The 21,556-nt window shown below is 55.7% G+C and carries 17 protein-coding genes and 1 tRNA gene; 10 read left to right on the top strand and 8 right to left on the bottom strand.

The annotated features are described in order from the left end of the window. Positions 1-78: 78 nt before the first annotated feature. The gene (gene yhdP / locus NR201_RS21640) at positions 79-3,903 is read left to right on the top strand and encodes an AsmA2 domain-containing protein YhdP (protein ID WP_256850158.1); all 3,825 of its coding nucleotides are present in this window, start codon (positions 79-81) and stop codon (positions 3,901-3,903) included. A gap of 64 nt (positions 3,904-3,967) precedes the next feature. Further along, entirely contained in the window at positions 3,968-5,413 is a 1,446-nt protein-coding gene (gene tldD, locus NR201_RS21635; protein ID WP_060681163.1) for a metalloprotease TldD, read from the top strand. A gap of 252 nt (positions 5,414-5,665) precedes the next feature. On the opposite strand, the gene aaeR is transcribed toward tldD, so the two are convergent. Then, the gene (gene aaeR / locus NR201_RS21630; RefSeq protein ID WP_010256055.1) at positions 5,666-6,583 is read right to left on the bottom strand and encodes an HTH-type transcriptional activator AaeR; all 918 of its coding nucleotides are present in this window, start codon (positions 6,581-6,583) and stop codon (positions 5,666-5,668) included. Between the two features lie 230 nt (positions 6,584-6,813). Between aaeR and aaeX the strand changes: the two genes are divergently transcribed. The 5 genes from aaeX (at position 6,814) to NR201_RS21605 (ending at position 11,809) form a co-directional block, all read left to right on the top strand. Then, positions 6,814-7,017, top strand: a complete 204-nt coding sequence (gene aaeX / locus NR201_RS21625) for a p-hydroxybenzoic acid efflux pump operon protein AaeX (protein ID WP_010256058.1) — start codon at positions 6,814-6,816, stop codon at positions 7,015-7,017. Positions 7,018-7,024: 7 nt separating this feature from the next. Next, positions 7,025-7,957, top strand: a complete 933-nt coding sequence (gene aaeA, locus NR201_RS21620) for a p-hydroxybenzoic acid efflux pump subunit AaeA (RefSeq protein ID WP_010256061.1) — start codon at positions 7,025-7,027, stop codon at positions 7,955-7,957. Positions 7,958-7,966: 9 nt separating this feature from the next. Then, positions 7,967-9,919, top strand: a complete 1,953-nt coding sequence (gene aaeB / locus NR201_RS21615) for a p-hydroxybenzoic acid efflux pump subunit AaeB (protein WP_010256064.1) — start codon at positions 7,967-7,969, stop codon at positions 9,917-9,919. Between the two features lie 113 nt (positions 9,920-10,032). Continuing rightward, positions 10,033-11,484, top strand: coding sequence for an NAD-dependent succinate-semialdehyde dehydrogenase (locus tag NR201_RS21610; protein ID WP_010699815.1), 1,452 nt, complete (start codon positions 10,033-10,035; stop codon positions 11,482-11,484). Positions 11,485-11,539: 55 nt separating this feature from the next. Then, positions 11,540-11,809: a hypothetical protein gene (locus NR201_RS21605; RefSeq protein WP_010256069.1), complete on the top strand. Its 270-nt coding sequence runs from the start codon at positions 11,540-11,542 to the stop codon at positions 11,807-11,809. 65 nt (positions 11,810-11,874) lie between these two features. On the opposite strand, the gene yhcN (NR201_RS21600) is transcribed toward NR201_RS21605, so the two are convergent. The 4 genes from yhcN (NR201_RS21600) to argR all read right to left on the bottom strand — a co-directional run bounded on the left by yhcN (NR201_RS21600) (position 11,875) and on the right by argR (position 13,795). After that, a complete protein-coding gene (yhcN, locus tag NR201_RS21600) occupies positions 11,875-12,138 on the bottom strand; it encodes a peroxide/acid stress response protein YhcN (protein WP_010256072.1) in 264 nt (87 codons plus the stop codon). A 93-nt stretch (positions 12,139-12,231) separates the two neighbouring features. Then, the gene (locus NR201_RS21595) at positions 12,232-12,498 is read right to left on the bottom strand and encodes a YdgH/BhsA/McbA-like domain containing protein (RefSeq protein ID WP_010256074.1); all 267 of its coding nucleotides are present in this window, start codon (positions 12,496-12,498) and stop codon (positions 12,232-12,234) included. 88 nt (positions 12,499-12,586) lie between these two features. Next, on the bottom strand, positions 12,587-12,850 hold the full coding sequence (gene yhcN / locus NR201_RS21590; RefSeq protein WP_010256077.1) for a peroxide/acid stress response protein YhcN: 264 nt from the start codon (positions 12,848-12,850) through the stop codon (positions 12,587-12,589). A 474-nt stretch (positions 12,851-13,324) separates the two neighbouring features. After that, positions 13,325-13,795, bottom strand: a complete 471-nt coding sequence (argR, locus tag NR201_RS21585; protein ID WP_010256080.1) for a transcriptional regulator ArgR — start codon at positions 13,793-13,795, stop codon at positions 13,325-13,327. Between the two features lie 428 nt (positions 13,796-14,223). On the opposite strand from argR, the gene mdh reads away from it, so the two are divergent. Continuing rightward, positions 14,224-15,162 (top strand): malate dehydrogenase, encoded by a 939-nt coding sequence (gene mdh, locus NR201_RS21580; protein ID WP_010699812.1) that lies wholly within the window; start codon positions 14,224-14,226, stop codon positions 15,160-15,162. A gap of 49 nt (positions 15,163-15,211) precedes the next feature. Here the strand turns inward: mdh and mscM are convergent, their stop codons facing one another. The 3 genes from mscM to rsgA form a co-directional block, all read right to left on the bottom strand. Then, a complete protein-coding gene (gene mscM / locus NR201_RS21575) occupies positions 15,212-18,541 on the bottom strand; it encodes a miniconductance mechanosensitive channel MscM (RefSeq protein WP_132500101.1) in 3,330 nt (1,109 codons plus the stop codon). Positions 18,542-18,555: 14 nt separating this feature from the next. Beyond that, entirely contained in the window at positions 18,556-19,455 is a 900-nt protein-coding gene (gene asd / locus NR201_RS21570; protein WP_010256089.1) for an archaetidylserine decarboxylase, read from the bottom strand. A gap of 170 nt (positions 19,456-19,625) precedes the next feature. Next, positions 19,626-20,675, bottom strand: a complete 1,050-nt coding sequence (rsgA, locus tag NR201_RS21565; protein ID WP_010256092.1) for a small ribosomal subunit biogenesis GTPase RsgA — start codon at positions 20,673-20,675, stop codon at positions 19,626-19,628. A 101-nt stretch (positions 20,676-20,776) separates the two neighbouring features. Between rsgA and orn the strand changes: the two genes are divergently transcribed. Together orn and NR201_RS21555 are read left to right on the top strand one after the other, a co-directional pair. Beyond that, positions 20,777-21,325, top strand: a complete 549-nt coding sequence (gene orn, locus NR201_RS21560) for an oligoribonuclease (RefSeq protein WP_010256094.1) — start codon at positions 20,777-20,779, stop codon at positions 21,323-21,325. 154 nt (positions 21,326-21,479) lie between these two features. Next, positions 21,480-21,555 (top strand) — tRNA-Gly (locus tag NR201_RS21555). Position 21,556 lies beyond the last annotated feature (1 nt).

Raw genomic sequence — 21,556 nt, 5'->3', positions numbered from 1 at the left:
TTTTAACGCTTTTATCGGGAGACGGTCGGGTATGAGAACCAACTATCCGTCGTTTACGGAACACAAGGAGAGGCGTGAGTGAGGCAGTTGCCGAGGATTTTGTTACTGCTGGTCGCGGCAATCATCGTGATTGTCGCGCTGCTGGTCAGCGGATTGCGTCTGGTGATGCCGCATCTCGACAGCTATCGCAGCAACCTTCTGCAATACATCTCCGACAGCAGCGGCGTGCCGGTCAACGCCAGCCAGTTACAGGGTAAATGGGAGAATTTTGGCCCAACCCTGCAGGTTCGCGATCTTAGCGTCGATCTGCATGAGAACGGCAAACTCACTATCAAACGTATCAATCTGGCTCTCGACGTCTGGCAGTCCCTGCTGCACTGGCGGTGGCAGTTTCGCGATCTGACCTTCTGGCAGTTGCACCTCGATACTAATCGCCCGCTGCTGGATAACGACAAAGAGAAAAACAGCTTCCGTCCGGCGCAGATAAACGAACTCTTCCTGCGTCAGTTTGACCACTTTGACCTGCGTGACAGCACCATCCGTTTCCGCACCCCTTCCGGTCAGCATGCTGAGCTGGCGATCCCGCGACTCACCTGGGTCAATGAAGATAACCGCCACCGGGCCGAAGGCGAAGTCAGTCTGTCGAGCTTCACCGGCCAGCACGGCGTGGTCCAGGTGCGGCTTGATCTTAACGACAGCAACGGTTTACTCAATGATGGCCGCATCTGGATGCAGGCCGACGACGTCGATATGCGCCCGTGGCTGGGCCGTTGGGTGCGTGCCAATACCCGGCTGGATAGCGCCCGATTTAGCCTGGCGGCCTGGGTTAACCTGCGCGATGGCGACATCTACGCCGGTGATCTGCTGCTGCGCAAGGGCGGAGCCAGCTGGCAGGGCGAGACCGGACGACACCGCATTGAAGTCGATGGGCTGACCGCGCATCTGTCACGTTTCCAGAATGGCTGGGTGGTCAATGTGCCACAAACCCGGCTCAGCACCGACGGCCACGCCTGGCCCGCTGGCCACTTCTCTCTGTTATGGCGCCCTGAAGATAAGCAGATGCTGGGACCGGATGGTCAGCCGGAAGTGCGCGTTCGTGCCACACAGCTGGTGCTGAGTCATATTGCGCCGATCGTTCCGCTGTTTGCGCCGCTCTCTCCGGCGCTGTTTGAAAACTGGCAGACGCTGCAGCCACAGGGCACCATCGATGGCCTGGCGCTGGATATTCCGTTACAGCAGCCTGAAAAAACCCGCGTACAGGTGAAGTGGCGTGATTTCAGCTGGCAGCACTGGAAACTGTTGCCGGGCATCAGCCATTTAAGCGGTGAAGCGCGCGGCAGCCTGAGCAATGGTCAGGTCAGTGTGGATATGGGGGCGACGACCGTTCCCTATGGCGACATGTTCCAGGCTCCGTTAGAGATTAAGCGGGTGACCGGTGCGCTGCGCTGGCTGAATGATGATCATGGCCTCACGCTGGCGGGCGAAAATCTTGACCTGGAGGCGCGCTCGCTCTGGGCGCGCGGCGACTTCAGCTACCAGCAGAACAGCGGCGGTGAGCCTCGTCTGGATATTCTGGCCGGTATCCGGCTTACCGATGCGGGCGATGCCTGGCGCTACTTCCCGGTGCCGCTGTTGGGTAACAGCCTGACGCACTATCTGAGTGGGGCAGTGAAGGGTGGCAAGGTGGACAACGCCACACTGCTGTTTGCCGGTAATCCGGCGCTGTTCCCGTTCAAGCATAATGATGGCATGTTCCAGGTCTGGGTGCCGCTTCGCCAGGCAACCTATGCGTTTCAGCCCAAATGGCCAGCATTGAGCAATCTCGATATCGACCTTAACTTCCTGAATGACGGTCTCTGGATGAAAGCGCCGGTGGCGAAACTGGGCGAGGTGGACGCGCGCAACGTCACTGCGGTCATACCCGACTACCTGAAAGAAAAACTGATCATTGAGGGTGATATCAGTGGTGAAGGCCAGCAAATCGCGGACTATTTCGGGCAGACTCCGCTGAAACCTTCACTGGGTGCCGCGCTGGAACAGCTGGAAATCAAAGGCCGCGTCGGCGGCCACCTGAATCTGGATATCCCGCTGGATGGTGAGCAGGTTCACGCCCGTGGCAATGTGGACCTGAACAATAATTCGCTGTTTATCAAACCGTTAAAAACCACCATTAACAATCTCTCCGGGCGCTTCCGTTACGACAACGGCAATCTGGCCAGTGAGGATCTGCGTGCGAACTGGTTTGGTCAGCCGATGGGCGTGCGTTTCAGCACCAAAGAGAATCCGGACGACTTTGGCGTGAACGTCAAACTTCAGGGCGACTGGCAGCCCGCTAAAATCAGCCAGCTTCCTGCAGCTGTCAGCAAGCAGCTGGGCGGAAATCTGCCGTGGCAGGGCGACGTCAATATTACGCTGCCCCATCATGGCGGGGCGCGTTATGACGTGACGCTGAACGGTAATGCAAAAGAAGTAAGTAGTCACTTACCTGCACCGCTCGATAAGAAAGCCGGTGAGGCGATGCCAGTCGCAATCAAGGCCAGTGGCGACCTGCACCATTTCGATCTCAGTGGCAGCGTCGATGCAAACCATCGCTTTAACAGCCGCTGGTTGCTGGAGCCGACGCTGCGCGTCGATCGTGGCATCTGGCTGAATGATGCGCAGAAAACACCTGCTCTGCCCGATCATCCCGGCATGGTACTGAACCTGCCCGCGCTGGATGGCGAGGCCTGGGTGGCGATGATGGCCGCAGGGGGAGCATCCGGGGGCAGCGAGTCAGGCGGCGGCCTCAAAACGGGTGGCGTCACGCTGCCCGGCAATATCACGCTTCGTAGCCCGGCGGTCACCCTGGCCGGGCAGCAATGGCATGAGGTTGAAGCGACACTGGCTCAGAGTGCGGGCGGCAAGGGCCAGGTCGGCATCAGGGCTAAAGAGCTGCGTGGTGCGCTGGCAATGGCACCGAAAGCACCGTGGCAGGTGAATCTGGATTACCTTTACTACAATCCGCAGTGGGATAACGGTGAAGGCAAAGGCGGTAAAGCGCCACCTCAAAAAGCCACGAACATTAACTTCAGCCAGTGGCCCGCTTTACAGTTGCGCTGTAAAGAGTGCTGGGTGCTGGGTCAGAAATATGGTCAGGTCTCCGCGATGCTGCAACCCCGCGGAGATACGTTAGCGCTTACTAACGGAAAAGTGGATACTGGCAGTTCACAGCTGAAAATCAACGGGGAATGGGTTAACCGCCCGGACGACCAGCGCACTTCGCTGAAGGGCACGCTGAAAGGCCCGAATATTAATAACGCGACCAACTGGTTTGGGGTCAACACGCCGCTGCGCGATGCGCCATTTGATATTGCGTATGACCTGCACTTGCGCTCTGCCCCCTGGCAGCCCTCGGCAGAGACGCTGAGCGGCACCCTGAAGACCCACTTTGGCAAAGGCCAGATCGCCGATGTGAATACCGGTGCCGCCGGGAAAATTCTGCGGCTGGTGAGCTTTGATGCGCTACTGCGCAAGCTGCGCTTCGACTTCAGCGACACCTTCACCAATTCTTTCTACTTCGACTCGATTAACGGCACCGCCTGGATCGAAAACGGCATGATGCGCACCGATAATCTGCTGGTGGATGGCCTGGAAGCGGACATTGCGATGCAGGGTAATCTCGACCTGGTGAAGCGTCAGATCGACATGGAAGCGGTGGTTGCGCCGGAAATATCCGCCTCGGTCGGTGTGGCGACAGCTTTTGCCATCAATCCGGTGATTGGCGCGGCGGTGTTTGCCGCCAGTAAAGTTCTGGGACCCCTGTGGAACAAGATATCGCTGCTGCGTTATCACATCAGTGGCCCGCTGGATAAACCAGAAATCAATGAAGTGCTGCGTAAACCGCGTGAAACTGACAACAAGTGAATTTGACGCCGTACCGGAATTACCGCAGGCTATGATTATCTGAGCACATAATGAGTGAGAAACGATGACTCTGAACCTGGTAAGTGAGCAGTTACTGACTGCTAACGGCATTAATCAGCAGGACCTATTTTCCCTGTTAGGGCAGCTTTCAGAACGTCGTCTGGATTATGCCGATCTCTATTTTCAGTCCAGCTTTCACGAATCCTGGGTGCTGGAAGACAAAATCATTAAAGATGGCTCCTACCATATCGATCAGGGTGTGGGTGTGCGCGCGGTCAGCGGGGAGAAAACCGGCTTCGCCTATGCAGACCAGATCACGCTGAATGCACTGCGTCTCTCCTCTGAAGCCGCACGCAGCATCGTACGCGAACAGGGAAATGGCAAGGCACACACGCTTTCTGCCGTGATGAACCGTTCGCTCTATCAGGCTATCGATCCGCTGAGCAGCCTGACACGTGAAGACAAAATTGCCCTGCTGCATCGCGTTGATAAAGTGGCTCGTGCGGCTGATCCGCGCGTGCAGGAAGTCAATGCCAGCCTGACCGGCGTTTACGAGCAGGTATTGGTAGCCGCGACTGACGGCACGCTGGCGGCAGATGTCCGTCCGCTGGTTCGCCTCTCTATTAGTGTCCAGGTGGAAGATCAGGGCAAACGTGAACGCGGCGCAAGCGGCGGCGGTGCGCGTACCGGTTATGCGTTTTTCCTGGCAGATGAAGATGGCGAAGTCCGCGCTGACGCCTGGGCGCGTGAAGCAGTGCGTATGGCGCTGGTGAATCTCTCCGCCGTGGCCGCACCTGCTGGTGCGTTGCCAGTGGTACTGGGTGCGGGTTGGCCGGGCGTGCTGCTGCATGAAGCGGTCGGTCACGGTCTGGAAGGCGACTTCAATCGCCGTGGCACCTCGGTGTTCAGCGGTAAAATTGGTCAGCAGGTTGCGTCTGACCTCTGTACCGTGGTGGATGACGGCACCCTTGAAGGGCTGCGCGGTTCACTGGCAGTAGATGATGAGGGCGTTCCCGGTCAGTACAACATGCTGATTGAGAATGGTGTACTGAAAGGCTACATGCAGGACAAGCTGAATGCGCGACTGATGGGGGTTAGCCCTACCGGTAACGGACGTCGTGAATCCTACGCGCATCTGCCGATGCCGCGCATGACCAACACCTATATGCTGGCTGGCAAGTCATCGCCGCAGGATATTATTGAAAGCGTTGAGTATGGCCTCTATGCGCCCAACTTTGGTGGCGGTCAGGTGGATATCACCTCCGGCAAATTTGTCTTCTCAACCTCAGAGGCTTATCTGATTGAGAACGGCAAAATCACCAAACCGGTTAAAGGCGCAACGCTGATTGGTTCCGGCATCGAAGCGATGCAGCAGATCTCGATGGTGGGTAATGACCTGGCGCTGGATAAAGGCGTCGGCGTCTGTGGTAAAGAGGGACAGAGCCTGCCGGTCGGTGTCGGTCAGCCGACCCTGAAGCTGAATAAACTGACCATCGGCGGCACCGCCTGATGTGACCCCAACAACCCTCCGCCTGGCGGGTTGTCAGAATGCTGACAAATCCATAGCCGGATGAACCTGGCAGCAATGCAATAGCTGAAAGCGCAGGGAACACGGGCAGAGGAGGAAAGCGTCCCGCGCCACGGATGGCGCGGGCCGAGCGTGTCAGGGATGACGGATTTTGCGTCTTTCCGATCTGACCGTGTTCCCTTCGCTGGCTGGGTCTTACAGCTGGTCGGGACAGATGTTGTCAACAATCTATTGTTAGCTTTTACGATGCTGCTGATACTGTTCAGCCACCTGTTCAAAATAGCCGGTCAGATAATCGATACAGACCTGCACCTTAAGCGGTAACTTATCCTTCTCGGTATAGAGCGCGTAGACCGGGCGCGGATCGGACTGATACTGCGGAAACAGAATATCGATCTCGCCTGCGGTGATCTCATCAATCACCCACATCATCGGCACATAGGCGATGCCATTGCCCGACTTCAGCCAGCGAATCAGCGTCAGGGAATCATTGGTCACAAAACGTCCCTGCGGTGCCAGGCGTGTCACTAATCCTTCCGGCGCAATCAGTTCGAAATTGTTATCGGGCCGTACGCTATATTCCAGCCAGGAAAAATTATCGATATCACCCGGCTTCTCCGGCGTACCATGCTGCGCCAGATAGCTTTTTGCGGCGCACACCACCATCGGCATCGCACCCAGGCGACGCGAAAATAAGCTGGAATCTTTTAACGCTCCCACCCGAATCACCAGATCCAGACCATCCGCGATCAGATCCGGGGCCGGAACGCCGGTGACCAGATTCACACTCAGCCCCGGATATTCCCGCAGCATATCGCTGGTCATGCCAGCTAACACGTTCTGCGCCATGGTAGAGGAGCTGCCAATTCGCAGTACGCCAATGGGCGTATTGTTAAAAGCGTAAAGCTGTTCATGCACCTGCGTCGCTTCGGCCAGCATACGGCGACAGCCCTGATAATAGATTTTGCCCGCTTCGGTCAGCCCGATACTGCGGGTACTGCGATTCAGCAGTTTCACCTGCAATGCATCTTCCAGTTTCGCGACGATCTGGCTGATTGATGAGACGCTCAGATGAAGCTGACGCGCCGCAGCGGTAAACGAACCCAGTTCGACCACTTTAGCGAAGACAGACATGCCTTTCAGTCGTTCCATTATTTACTCTGACTTAAAAGTGATTTAGATCACATTCTGTAGAAAACTTATAGTCAGGCGCGTTATTATAAGCGCGCCGGGGTATTTCCCGGTGATTCTTCATTGCCTGATACCCTTCGATGATACGCTATTATTAAGCCAGCTGCGGTTCGGATAACGCTTCCAGAGGGTTTTCCTGCGACATCTGAAGAGGCATGAGTATCCCGGCAAGGTCGAACTAAGGATTTGTGATGAGTGTGCTTCCGGTATTTGTCATGTTTGGGCTCTCTTTTCCGCCCATTTTCATCGAACTTATTATTTCACTGATGCTGTTCTGGTTAGTGAAACGCGTGCTTACGCCGAGCGGTATCTACGATCTTGTCTGGCATCCGGCACTTTTTAATACAGCGCTTTACTGCTGTGTGTTTTACCTTGTCTCCCGTTTATTAGTCTGAGGTTTAAGTGAAAGCACTCATAAGAAAAATCGCGCGCTACGCGATTACTATCCTGCTGGTCATCATCGCAGTGGTCATTATTTTCCGTGCCTGGGTCTTCTATACCGAATCGCCCTGGACCCGTGATGCGCGTTTCGCCGCTGACGTGGTGGCGATCTCCCCTGACGTCACCGGCCTGATTACCGAGGTTCCGGTGCACGACAACCAGCTGGTGAAGAAGGGCGATACGCTGTTTGTGGTTGACCGGCCGCGCTATCAAAAAGCGCTCGATCAGGCGCAGGCGGATGTTGAATATTACCAGGCACTGGTCAGTGAGAAACGTCGCGAAGCCGGGCGCCGTAACCAGCTGGGCACCTCCGCCATGTCGCGCGAGGCTATCGAACAATCCAATAACGATTTGCAAACCAGCGAACATCAGCTGGCGAAATCGGTGGCGACACGCGATCTGGCGAAGATTGACCTTGAGCGCACCACGGTGAAAGCGCCATCCGATGGCTGGGTCACTAACCTGAATGTCTACCAGGGTGAGTTTATTACCCGTGGTTCGGTTGCCGTGGCGCTGGTTCAGCAGCACTCTTTCTATGTGCTGGCTTACCTGGAAGAGACCAAACTGCACGGCGTGGAGAAGGGCTTCCGCGCGGAAGTCACCCCACTTGGCAGCAACATCGTGTTGCGCGGCACCGTAGACAGTGTGGCGGCTGGCGTCACCAACAGCAGCAGCTCGGTCGACAGCAAAGGCATGGCAACGGTGGACTCCAATCTGGAGTGGGTGCGTCTGGCGCAACGTGTGCCGGTGCGCATCCGGCTTGATCAGCAGCCCGGCAATCGCTTCCCGGCGGGCACGACAGCGACAGTGGTGATCACCGGTCAGGCCGATCGTCAGCCTGAACAGGTTTCACCGATGGTCCGACTGTTTAATCGCCTGCGTGAGTTTGGTTAAGAGGGCGATATGATCGAGTTCCTGCGGTTCCCGGTAAAGCTCACCTTTGCGCTGGTGTTAGCGCTGATGGTGGGTTTTCACTTTAACCTTGAAACGCCGCGCTGGGCGGTGATGACCGCCGGTATCGTGGCCGGCGGCACCGCGTTTGCAGCAGGGGGGGACCCCTATTCCGGGGCGCTGCGCTATCGCGGCGTTTTGCGTATTATCGGGACATTTATTGGCTGTATCGCCGCGCTGACCATCATGATTGCCACCGTGCGTGCACCGGTCGTGATGCTGCTGCTGTGCTGCATCTGGGCAGGACTCTGCGTCTGGCTCTCTTCGCTGATCAAGGTAGAAAACTCTTACGCGCTCGGACTGGCGGGCTACACCGCGCTGATTATTGTGGTGACGGCTAACGCCAGCGGCGGTCTGACGCTGGTGCCACAATATGCGGTAGAGCGCTGCAGTGAAATCGTACTCGGCATCCTGTGCGCCATTCTGGCCGACATGATTTTCTCACCCCGTTCGATTAAAAAAGTGATCGACGCTGAGGTCGATTCGCTGCTGGTGGCACACTATAACCTGCTGCAACTCTGCGTCGCTCACGGTGATAAAGAAGAGGTCGACAAGGCCTGGAGCGCGCTGGTAAGGCGCACCACGGCATTGAACAGCATGCGCAGCCAGCTGATGATGGAGTCCTCACGCTGGAAGAACAGCAACCGCCGTTTGCAGATGCTCAATACCCTGTCACTGACGCTGATTACACAGGCAGCCGAAACCTTTCTGATCCAGAATTCCCGTCCTGATTACATTCCGCCCCAGTATCGTCTGATGGTTGAAAAACCAGCCTCGACCGTTGAAGAGGTGCATAAGCGGATGAAGGTGATGCGCCGGGTGATTGGTGCCAGCGGCAAATCAACGCCGGTCACGCTGGCCAGCTGGGTAGGCACCGCCACCGAATATCTGCTGCTGCTGAAAGGGATCAAAAGTAATAGCCGGATCACCTCGCTGGAAGAGGAGATTCTGCAGCGCGAGGTGGTGATCCAGGCGCGTTCCGCTGAAACGCATCATGCGATGATCAATGGTATCCGTACCTTTGTGGCGACCGCGCTGGGTTCGCTGTTCTGGCTCTATACCGGCTGGACCTCTGGCAGTGGCTGCATGGTCATGCTGGCTGTCATCACCGCGCTGGCGATGCGTATGCCCAACCCGCTGATGATGGCAAAGGACTTTCTCTACGGCATGACGGTCGCGGTTCCGCTGGGTGCGCTCTACTTTATGTATGTTCTCCCGGCGACGCAGCAGAGCGCGCTGCTGCTCTGCATCGCAATCGGCCTGCTCGGGTTTATCGGTGGTATCTTCATTCAGCGGCGTCAGCTCGGCACGCTGGGGGCATTGATTGGCACCCTTAACGTTCTGGTGCTGGATAATCCGATGGAATTCCACATTAACGTCTTTCTCGATAACGTTCTGGGCCAGGTCATCGGCTGCTTCGTGGCGATGATGGTGATCCTGCTGATTCGTGATAAATCAAAAGCGCGCACCGGCCGCAAGCTGCTGAACCGCTTTATGTATGCGGCTGTCTCTGCCATGACGACCAATCAGGCGCGCCGGCGTGAAAACCATCTGCCAGCGCTCTATCAGCAACTGTTTCTGCTGCTGAACCTGTTTCCGGGCGATATCAACAAATATCGCATCGCCCTGACGCTGATCATCGGTCATCAGCGGTTACGCGACGCAGAAGTGCCGGTGAATGCCGATCTTTCTGCTTATCACCGGCAGTTGCGTTACACCGCTGACCGGGTGATCTCCGCCAGCAGCGATGACAAGCGGCGTTACTACTTTGAACGTCTGCTGAAAGAGCTGGATGTCTATCAGGAAAAACTGGCCCATTACGAGGCTCCCGCCAGCGTAACGGAACCGGTAAAACGACTGGCTATGATGCTGGATAAGTACCAGAACACGCTCATCCAAATCTGAATCTGGCCGCTGTGACCTGCAGCGGCCTGCGCAATCCCCACCCATCACAAAATCTGTCGCTTTTGCCAACTATACTCTCCAGACGGAAGAGCAAAACTGACAGGAGCGAATCAATGAAATCACTGCAAGAGAGCGAACTGTTCCGGACCGGTTATTTAGCGGACGGTCAGTGGCATCAGGCGGCTTCTACCTTTGACGTGACCAATCCGGCGACCGGTGAGGTGATTGCACAGGTGGCAAAAGCGGGTAAAGCTGAAACGGAACAGGCTATCGCCGCAGCGGAGCGCGCATTTCCCGCCTGGCGGGCGCAGACTGCAAAAGCGCGCGCTGAAATTCTCACTCGCTGGTACCAGCTGATCATTGAGAACAAGCGCTGGCTGGGACAGCTGATGACGACCGAACAGGGCAAGCCCCTAAAAGAGGCGGAAGGGGAAGTAGAATACGCCGCCAGTTTTATTCAGTGGTTCGCCGAGCAGGCGAAACGGACCAATGGTGAGATTATTCCGCCAGCTAAACCCGGCTCCCGTATTCTGGCAACCCGCGAACCGATTGGCGTTGTGGCCGCCATTACGCCGTGGAATTTCCCGATGGCGATGCTGACCCGCAAACTGGGGCCAGCTCTGGCTGCCGGCTGCACCGGCATTATTAAACCTGCCAATAACACGCCACTCTCCGCCTTTGCCCTGCTGGCGCTGGCGAAAGAGGCAGGCGTGCCTGATGGTGTACTGAATGCGGTAGCCGGTGATACCCATGCTATCAGCGATGCCATCATGGCCAGCAAAGCGGTGCGTAAAATCTCGTTCACCGGCTCCACCCAGGTGGGCAAGCTGCTGATGCGCAATGCTGCCGAAACCATGAAAAAAGTGTCGATGGAGCTGGGGGGTAATGCCCCCTATATCGTGTTTGACGATGCCGACATTGATGCCGCCGTACAGGGCGCCATTGCCAACAAATTCCGTAATGCGGGCCAGGTGTGCGTCAGCGTAAACCGCTTCTACATTCACAATGCTATCTATGATCGTTTTACTCAGCAGCTGGCTACCGAAGTGAACAAGCTGAAGGTGGGCAACGGCATGGAAGAGGGCGTGATTGTCGGGCCATTGATTGAGGCATCGGCGGTGGAAAAGGTTGAGCAGCACGTCAATGATGCGGTAGCAAAAGGTGGCAAATTACTGGCGGGTGGCGAGCGACATGCGCTGGGTGGCAACTTCTGGCAGCCCACTGTGATTACTGAGGCGCACGAAGGGATGCAGCTCGCGCAGGAGGAGACCTTTGGTCCGGTGGCTGCCTGTTTCCGCTTTGATGATGAAGATGACGTCATCCGCCGCGCTAACGATACGCCGTTCGGCCTTGCCGCATACTTTTACACCCAGAATCTGCAGCGGGTGTTCCGTGTTTCAGCCGCGCTGGAAAGCGGCATGATCGGCATTAATGAATGTGCCGTATCAACCGAGCTGGCGCCGTTTGGTGGTGTGAAAGAGTCGGGGCTGGGCCGCGAAGGTTCGGTACTCGGCATGGAAGAGTATCTGGAGGTCAAAGCGCTGCACCTGGGCGGTTTGAGCTAGCGGACAGTAACGGGCGGCGAAGGTCGCCCGCAGACGGAGCATGGGAGCCGTCAGCATGAAAATCGAGCGTTTTGATTTTAATGAAATTGTCGATCAGGCCCATTTCTTCCGCCAGTTCAGCGAGCGATTTGCGCTGGAGGAGCGCCGCATCTGCGATCTGGATGGATTATGGGATGTGGTGACGGGCGATCTGTTACCGCTGCCGCTGGAGATTGAATTTGTTAATCTGGGCAGGGGACAGCGACGGCGTTATGGCGCGCTGATTCTGTTATTTGATGAAGCGGAAGAGGAGCTGGAAGGTCAACTTCACTTTAATGTCAGATAAAACGTCAGATGAAAAAAGGCCCCGGCGAGCGGGGCCAAAGGGTTCGTCATACATCTGACGAGGAATTACTTATAAAGCTGTGCGGTGATGTGATAGTTATCGCCGGTGCGCGCCTCAATAACTTTATAGGCGCTGGCACCCTGTTCATCCGCTTTCTGAGAAAGCTCAGCGCGGTAATCCATTGGCGATCCCGCGGTTCCACTGATGGTTACGGTGCCCGCAGGCTGCAGGTTCTGCGTCTGATCGCCGGTGACCAGCTGTGCGGCTGATGCGCCGAACGCCATAACGGAAAGCAGACTGACTGTAGCGATGGTTGTTTTGATATTCATGATTATCTCCTCAATACTTTCAACAACCTGCGGTTACTCGTAAAGGCGGGTCGTCGATATCTTCTGACGCCCTTCAGGCGTCATCACGGTTAATTATTTATAAAGCTCAGCGGTGACATGCCAGGTGTTATCCTGGTTGTTTTCGATGATGCGATAGTGGCTTGCGCCCTGGGCATCCGCTTTCTCTGACAGCACCTGACGGATATGCGTCTGGTCGCCATTTCGTCCACCAATGCTGATGGTCTGATTCATTGGCTGCAGACCCTGTGCCTGTTCATTGGACACCAGGCTGGCGGCGTTAGCACCCACTGAGAACAGGGATGCCAGACTCAGTGCAGCGATAGCTAATTTCATTTTCATGGTCAACTCTCCTGAAATTTCTGCTTCAGCTCTCCGGAGCGCAAAAGGGCGCGTCAGACAGAGAGCAGATGGCATTATCGGTTACGCCTTAGTTATACAGTGCGGCGGTAGCGTGATAGTTGCCGTTGTTGTATGCCTCAATCACGCGATAGGCTTTTGCGCCCTGCTGATCGGCTTTGTCGCTGAGTTTCTGTTTGATATCCATCGGTGAACCCGCCACGCCGCTGACACTGATGGTGCCGACAGCCTGCAGATCCTGTGCCTGTGACGCATCAATAGATTCTGCTGCCACAGCACCAAATGAGAGGGCGGAGAGAATGCTCAGGGTAGCAATAGTAGTTTTTACGTTCATAGATTTTTCCTCGTCGTCTATTTTTATCTTTTTATTTAGTGTGATTTGCATCACGAAAAGAAGTATAGAACTAATAACGTCAGAAATTAATACCCCGCTAATAATGTTTTTTTGTGATTCTTTATCCTTATGGCTACTTTTAATAACTTAACGTTATAAAAAAAGGGCAAAAAGTAACCTTTAAGCCACTTTTAATTGCAAAAACAGTGAGATAGATCACTTTAACTTTTAGTGCGAAAGTCGGGCGTGCATCGGGCTGGAGTTTGATCTGGATCCGGGCAATGGTGCCGGTTCAGTGATGTAAAGCAGTGTAAAATAGCGCAGAAAGTGAAGCAGAGTTATCGATCTGACCAACAGCCGGGCGTGTTAAAGCAGGCTTATTACTTATCCAGAGCGGGTAATTGTTGTGGAAAGGGGTGAGCAGAGAGAACGAACTGACGATCTGGCGCATGATGGCCGGTCGTCAGTCCGCGATCAGAGTTCCTGTTCAAACAGGGTGAGGATGGCGCCGTGCAGCTGCTTAACGGTGAAGTCGCGCGCGCGGGTAATAAAGATTGTGTCATCGCCAGCGATGGTACCCAGAATCCCGTGCGACTTACCCAGTGAATCCAGCATACGTGCAATCAGCTGCGCTGCGCCGGGACTGGTATGAATCACTACCAGGGCATCGTTGTAGTCGATATCCAGTACCAGGTTTTTTAACGGGCTGGTGGTGGTCGGCACACCCAGCTCAGCGGGCAGGCAATAGACCATCTCCATCCTGGCATTCCGGGTGCGCACTGCGCCAAACTTGGTCAGCATCCGCGAGACTTTGGACTGATTGATATTTTCAAAGCCCTCGTCCTGAAGCGCCTGAACAATTTCGCCCTGGGAACTGAATTTTTCTTCTTTTAATAAGGCTTTGAAAGCCTTAACCAGATCGTCTTGTTTCGATGGGTTTCGCATAGGTTACCAATAAATAGAGAGAATAACCGCGCATCCGCCCGCGGCAGAGTGGTGATTATGCATTTATATGCATTTTTATGCAATCGTTCGATTGATGAGCAGCGTCCGGGCGGCTAGCGGGCGGCGATAATAGCAAATAAATCCGCTCAGACCAAAACACGCGTCACAGCCCCGGAAGGCGAAGGTTGCAAAGTTGTTATATTATTGGTGGTGTAGTAACAGAAAACGCACGTAGCCGTTCTCTGTCTGACGACGGCAAAGTTGTCGGTCATTCAGGTGCAATGATAAGTAACTTTTGAATCCGGAGATTAAGTGTGAAAACACGTAGAATTAACAACGGATATTTATCATCGCCTGAGCAGTTGATTAAGGTCTGACACAGATAGAATTTCGGCCCATCTCTGCCCCACCTTAATAAGGAGTTAAGAATGAAAGTTGCCGTTCTCGGTGCCGCTGGCGGCATAGGCCAGGCGCTCGCACTTCTGCTCAAAACCCAGCTTCCCGCAGGTTCAGAACTCTCGCTGTATGACATCGCGCCGGTTACGCCGGGTGTTGCCGTTGATCTCAGCCATATTCCTACCGCAGTGGCTATTCAGGGATTCAGTGGAGAAGACGCCACGCCTGCCTTACAGGGTGCCGATGTGGTACTGATTTCCGCGGGTGTCGCACGTAAGCCCGGTATGGATCGCGCCGACCTGTTTAACGTTAACGCAGGTATCGTCCGTAACCTGATCGAACAGGTTGCCACAACGGCACCTAAAGCGTTGATTGGTGTCATCACCAACCCGGTCAATACCACCGTGGCCATTGCGGCAGAAGTGCTGAAAAAGCACGGTGTTTACGACAAAAATCGGCTGTTCGGCGTGACCACGCTGGATATCATTCGCGCCAATACTTTTGTGGCTGCATTGAAAGGCAAGCAGCCTGACCAGGTTGAAGTCCCGGTCATTGGTGGCCACTCTGGCGTAACCATTCTGCCGCTGCTGTCGCAGGTTAAAGGCGTCAGCTTCAGCGATCAGGAAGTGGCCGATCTGACCAAACGCATCCAGAACGCCGGCACCGAAGTGGTGGAAGCCAAAGCGGGTGGCGGCTCGGCCACGCTGTCGATGGGCCAGGCAGCTGCACGTTTCGGTTTGTCACTGGTACGCGCGCTGAAGGGTGAAGCTAATGTGGTGGAGTGTGCTTACGTAGAAGGCGAGGGTGAACATGCGCGCTTCTTCTCCCAGCCGCTGCTGCTGGGTAAAAACGGTGTGGCTGAACGCAGGCCGATTGGTACCCTCAGCGCTTACGAACAGCAGGCGCTGTCAGGCATGCTGGATACGCTGAAGAAAGATATCGCCCAGGGCGAAGAGTTCGTTAAGCAGTAACTGACGGCTCAGACTTGCAATAACGCCCGGCTTTGCCGGGCGTTTTGCATTACAGTCCGCCAGACTTATAGGCGCGGGCAGCGGGTGTGCCGTTGCTGGCAGGCAGCTTCTTACCCAGGGTTTCCATACGCATCTGGAACGGCGGGAACGGCATCTCAATACCGTGCTGATCAAATCCGCTCAGAATCAACTGATGCAGTTCGTGACGCAGCGGCATACGGTGTCCCATCTCAGCAGCATGCACACGAAGTTCAAATAACTGAATTCCCTGCTGCAGATCGACCAGGAAGGCTTCCGGTTGCGGCGTGTCCAGGACATAGCTGCAGCGTTCAGCCGCCTGGATCAGAATGGTGGTCACCTGTTCACTACTGACTTTCGCCGGAGCCGGAATGGTGAGCACCACGCGCGTCACGGAATCGGACAGCGACCAGTTAATAAACTGCTCGGTGATAAAGGCCTTGTTTGGCACGATGATCTCTTTGCGGTCCCAGTCGGTAATGGTGGTCGCGCGGGTATTAATTCGCGTGATACTGCCGGTCAGGTCGCGGATCGTCACGGTATCGCCGATACGAATCGGCTTTTCGAACAGGATAATCAGACCTGAGATAAAGTTGGCAAAAATCTCCTGCAAACCAAACCCCAGTCCCACACCCAGCGCGGCAACCAGCCACTGCAGCTTCGACCACTCAATACCAATCATTGAGAAACCAATCAGCCCGCCAATCAACAGCAGCAGATATTTGGTCAGTGTGGTGATGGCGTAACCCGTACCTGGCGTCAGATTAAGATGCTGCAACAGCGCCAGCTCAAGCAGCGCGGGCATATTGCGCACCAGCTGGGTGGTGATAATAAACACCAGAATGGCGATCAGCACTGACCCCAGGGTGATAGGCTGAATCGACTCTACGCCCTGTACTGAGGTACTGACGTCCCACAGCTGAATATTCTCCAGGAAGCCAAAGGCCGAATGGATTTCTGACCACAGCACAATCACGGAGACCAGGGCGATAAGCATCAGGATAGAGCGTACCAGCCGCAGCGACTGCGCACTGATCGCATCCAGGTCAATTACCGGCTCTTCAATTTCAATCGCATCAGTGTTCAGAGAGCCTTGCTCCTTCTCCTCTTCACTGCGCGCACGGTTAGCCAGCATATCGGCACGGCGCTGACGGGCGCGATCAAAGCCAAGACGGCGACGCTGAATCAGCATCCAGCGCCGGATAATGTGATAGATAACCAGCAACAGGAACCAGATGGCGACAGAGGTCTCCAGTCGCGCCAGCAGCGCCTGCGCGGTAGCCAGATAACCCACAGCGGAGGCGAGGGCAGCCATCAGCGGCATAGCGATCATCAGGTTCCACAGCATCCGGTTCACCATGTTCTCGCCATTTCCCTCTTTATCGAGATAGAGCGGAATCCCGGAACGCTTCAGGCTCACGGTGACAATGCTGATTGCCCCGCAGATCAGGATGAAACAGAGACGGCCCAGCGACGAGGAGAACTGCCGATCTTCCAGATTACCAAAGGCGATCAGCAACATAATCAGCGGCACAATTAATCCGATGCTCAGCGAGTAGTAGCGCATGGCGCGCGCCACCCGGTTTTGCGGCCAGCGGAAATGCACAATGAACAGGCCGTTAGGACGGGCAAAGGCAGCGCTGATCATAAACGCCCACAGCAGCGGCAGCGTGGCGGTAATGCCATCACCAATCGCTACGGCGATAGGGTAGGGCCAGGCGTTTTGCAGGCCATAACCCAGCGCACCCCATAACACCGGCAGCGGCAGCGCCACCAGGATCGACCAGAACAGGGTACGGATAGTCAGGCGGAAACGATCCTGCGTGACCTTGCCGACTTTGCTGGCGGAACGGTCAAGGAAAGCATTGAAGTGGCGGCGCGAACTGATGCTGAAGCCGACCAGCAGCAACGCACCAATAATCGGCAGCACCGAGTTGCGGCTGGTAAACATCATCGCCATCGCTTTGCCGAGCTGACCCAGCGTATCCAGCGACAGCAGACGGGAAAGATCTTTGGCCAGATCCAGCGGATAACTCAAACCAATCGGGTTAACGTCGGCGGTCCAGAACAGATAGCGGTGCGTCGCCTCTTTGACTTCCGTCAGCGCATCCTGCAACTGCGTGTTGCCAACCTTGAGCTTGGTGATCTCCAGAATCAGCGTGTCACAGCCGGAGATCAGCGAATTGAGCAGTTCCCTCTGAGTGCGTAGCTGCGCATCAAGAATACGCTTCTGGTCTGCGGTGAAGGGCTGACCATCGGTCTGCCGTCCCTTGCGCAGCGCCTCCTGGCGCTCCAGCAGATCTTCATAATTGAGACGCTGCACGCGAAGCTGTGCCATCTCATTATCAATCTGCTGCGACTTGGGCATCTCCGGCAGACGCGCGACCTGCGCCCGTAGCGCTTCGCCCAGCAGATTAGAGGCACCCAGCCACTGCGACTGTTCACGCAGGGTAGAGAGCGCCTGACGGACCTGAATAATCTGGTTGGTGGCCAGTCGCTGCTGCGACGCCACCAGATCCATGCGCTGCGCCTGCTGATTCAGGGCAACCGAGAGTTCGCGGTTAACCCGAAACTGATCGCTGATCTCTGGCGGAAGATCGCCACTGTTTTCTGCCAGTTGCTCGGTGCGGGCCAGCGCGACTTCGGCTTCACGTTGCCGCTGATCGTTGAGCTGGTTGCGCAGCGCCTGAAGATAGTTATCGAGCTGAGTTGCTTTGCGCTGGTGGGCTTCAGCCCGCATCCGCGCCAGTTCCTGACGGTTGTTGGCAGAGAGCTGTGCCAGCTCAAGTTCATCGACCAGCGCTTTATTCGCGGCGCTTTCCGCCTGGCGAGCCGCCAGCTGCAGCTGCCCCTGTGGCGAACTGCTGCTGACGCTCTGCAAACGGCGTTCACTCTCCGTCATCGCCCGGCGTGCTTCCGTCTGCTGCTGCGGCAGTTGCGACAGCGAATCACTGATTTCCCGCGCCCGATCCTGCTCCTGCCGTGCCTGACGCCCCTCTTCCAGCAGCTGGCTGCTGACCTGCAGGATCTCCTGATCCAGCTCGGCGCTGCTCATGTTGTTGCGCACGGTTTTCCCGCTGTCACTCAGCGCGGCGATCTGCTGACGCAGTTCGCGCGCCAGACGCGGAAAATCATCAATAACCTGCTGATATTGCGCCGCGCGCTCCAGCGATTCATCGCGTTCAGAGAGAAAGTTTAAGGCGGCTTCAATCGTCTGGATCTGTTCAGCCTGAGAGGGTGAACTTTTGGCCGATTTTATCTCTTCCAGCTGCTGTTTGAGCTGGCTGGCATCAGGAAGGCTGGCCGCGAAGGCCGGGCTGCTGAGCCACAGGCTCAGCAGCAGGAGGAGAATCGAACGCACAGAGGACACTCAATTTAATCGACGATGACGTCTGAAATGTCTGTCGCGACCGGCAGCGCAATCGCCAGCGGTTGACCCAGACGGGTTTTGCTTTCTGCTTCCAGGCTTTCAGCCAGTTTGACGCGGCCAGGTGCGAACAGATTGATGACGGTAGAGCCAAGCTTGAAGCGGCCCATTTCCTGGCCTTTCAACAGCACCACGGCGCTTTCATCATCCGCTGCCGGATAGTGCCAGCGCTTGATCACGCCTTCACGCGGTGGCGTGATGGTGCCAGCCCAGACGGTTTCGATGCTGCCGACAATGGTGGCACCCACCAGGATCTGCACCATCGGCCCGATATCGGTTTCAAAGTAGCAGATGACGCGCTCGTTACGGGCGAACAGGTTGGGAATATTACGCGCGGTCAGCGGGTTGACGGAGTAGAGGTCGCCAGGCACATAAATCATCTCACGCAGGATGCCGTTGCACGGCATATGGACGCGGTGATAATCACGGGGCGCCAGATAGGTGGTGACGAACTCGCCATCAACAAATTGGGCTGCCATCCGCTCATCACCCGCCAGCAGGGCGTCAATGGTGTAGTGATGACCTTTAGCCTGGAAAATCTGATCGCCATCAATGTGGCCGAGCTGGCTGATAGCACCATCCGCGGGCAGGGCGATGAGATTGGCATCGGCATCCACCGGACGCGCATCGTCTTTCAGCGGACGAACGAAAAAGTCATTAAAGGTGCGATAGCTGGCGGTATCGGGCTTACGCGCTTCCGCCATGTCGACTTTGTAAAACCAGACAAAGATGTCAATGACCAGTTTGGTCAACCAACCACCGCGGCGACTGGCGCCCCAACCGGCAAGTTCAGTCAGCCATTTCTTCGGGAGAATATGATTCAAGCCGAGTTTTAAACGATCAAACACCTTAGCCTCCTGGCTATTTATGACGTTGTAAAAAAGGGGGCGGATTGTAGCAGCGCCCCGTTCAGATGGCGACTATACCCGAATTCCGGCACGCTGCACGGTCTGGACGCGCGACTGGAATGCACCTCGCAAAATGCTCCGGCTTATCCGTTCAGACGCGGTTATACCGATTAACTTTCACCATCAGGGAAATTTTTACGCGTTTTTACCTGCGCCATGCTCTCCAGGATACGGTGGTAGTTATCAAAACGGGACCTGTTGATTTTGCCCTGTTCGACCGCTTCGCGAATGGCACAGCCGGGATCGCTGCCGTGTTTACAATCGCGGAATTTGCAATCGCCAAGGAATGCGCGGAATTCGACAAATCCGCGGGTAATTTGTTCCGGCTCAAGATGCCATAAACCGAACTCACGCACGCCAGGTGAATCGATCACATCGCCGCCGTCCGGGAAGTGATAAAGGCGCGATGCGGTGGTGGTGTGCTGGCCTAAGCCTGAGCCATCCGAAACCTCGTTAGTCAGAATAGCGACCTGCTCTTCTTTGTCGAAGCCGAGCAGGGCATTCAGCAGACTCGATTTGCCGACGCCAGACTGACCGGCAAAGATACTGATGCGGTCGGTCAGCGCCGCTTTCAGGTCGTCCATGCCGTTTTTCGCCCGGCTGGAGACCATCACCACGCGATAGCCAATATTGCGATAGATATCCATCTGCTTATCGACAAAGGCGCGCGCCTTGTCATCCAGCAGATCGGTTTTGTTCAGTACCAGCAACGGTTCAATATCCAGCGTTTCGCTGGCAACCAGATAGCGGTCGATGATGTTTAACGACAGTTCAGGCAGGATTGCGGAGACGACGATGATCTGGTCGATATTCGCCGCCATCGGCTTCACGCCGTCGTAAAAATCGGGGCGGGTTAATACGCTGGTGCGCTCATGCACCGCTTCAACAATACCTTTGTTGCCGCTGGTTGCCGGACGCCACAGCACCCGGTCGCCGGTGACCAGCGAACGAATGGTACGGCGGATATTGCAGCGGTGGGCGACGCCTGCGCTATCCTCAACATCAGCGTGCATGCCAAAACGGCTGACAACGACCCCATCTGCAGCTTCACCAAACAGGTTGTCATCCGCTTCCGGACGCTCTCTGCGTTGGTTGAGACGGCGATCGTGGTTAGCGCTTACGCGGCGTTGTTGGCCCTTCGACAGTTTATTTTTACTCACTCACCCTCACAGCGTTAGCCAGATTTCGCCCGGCTGGGCAAAACGTCTATGATACACCTTATTCATCGTAAATGACGACTACAGCAACCGCAGGAAACAGCATGGCTACTGGAAATGAACAGAATCTGATCTGGATTGATCTTGAGATGACCGGACTTGATCCGACGCACGATCGCATTATTGAAATTGCGACCCTGGTGACTGACGCCAACCTGAACATTCTGGCGGAAGGGCCGGTCATGGCCGTTCATCAGTCTGATGCGCAGCTGGCGCTGATGGATGAGTGGAATGTCCGCACCCACACCAACAGCGGTCTGGTTGCGCGGGTGAAGGAGAGTCAGATTGACGATCGTGCAGCAGAGCTGGCGACCATTGAGTTCCTGAAACAGTGGGTTCCGGCGAACACCTCGCCTATCTGCGGCAACAGCATCGGGCAGGATCGTCGTTTCCTGTTTAAGTATATGCCTGAGCTGGAAGCGTACTTCCACTATCGTTATCTGGATGTCAGTACCCTGAAAGAGCTGGCTCGTCGCTGGAAACCCGATATCCTTCCTGGCTTCAAAAAAGGGGGGACGCACCAGGCTCTGGATGATATCCGTGAGTCCGTGGCGGAGCTGGCGTACTACCGCGAACACTTTTTGCAGCTTTAATCGGCGACGGGTGCGCATGAAATCACCAGGTTGCTGATTTAATCAGCAAACGCGCTGAAAGCGAAAATTTTTGCTTTCAGACGCTTGCAGCAGCAACGATTTCTCGTATAATGCGCACCCCGTACCGGTGAAGAATTTATTAACGGTACAAGGCGCGGGAATAGCTCAGTTGGTAGAGCACGACCTTGCCAAGGTCGGGGTCGCGAGTTCGAGTCTCGTTTCCCGCTCCAG

The sequence above is a fragment of the Pantoea sp. Fr-CA_6 genome (assembly GCF_024520895.1).
In the GTDB taxonomy this organism is placed as follows: domain Bacteria; phylum Pseudomonadota; class Gammaproteobacteria; order Enterobacterales; family Enterobacteriaceae; genus Pantoea; species Pantoea agglomerans.
The sequence above is the reverse complement of the archived record's forward strand: the minus strand, read 5'-3'. Positions and strand labels throughout refer to the sequence as shown.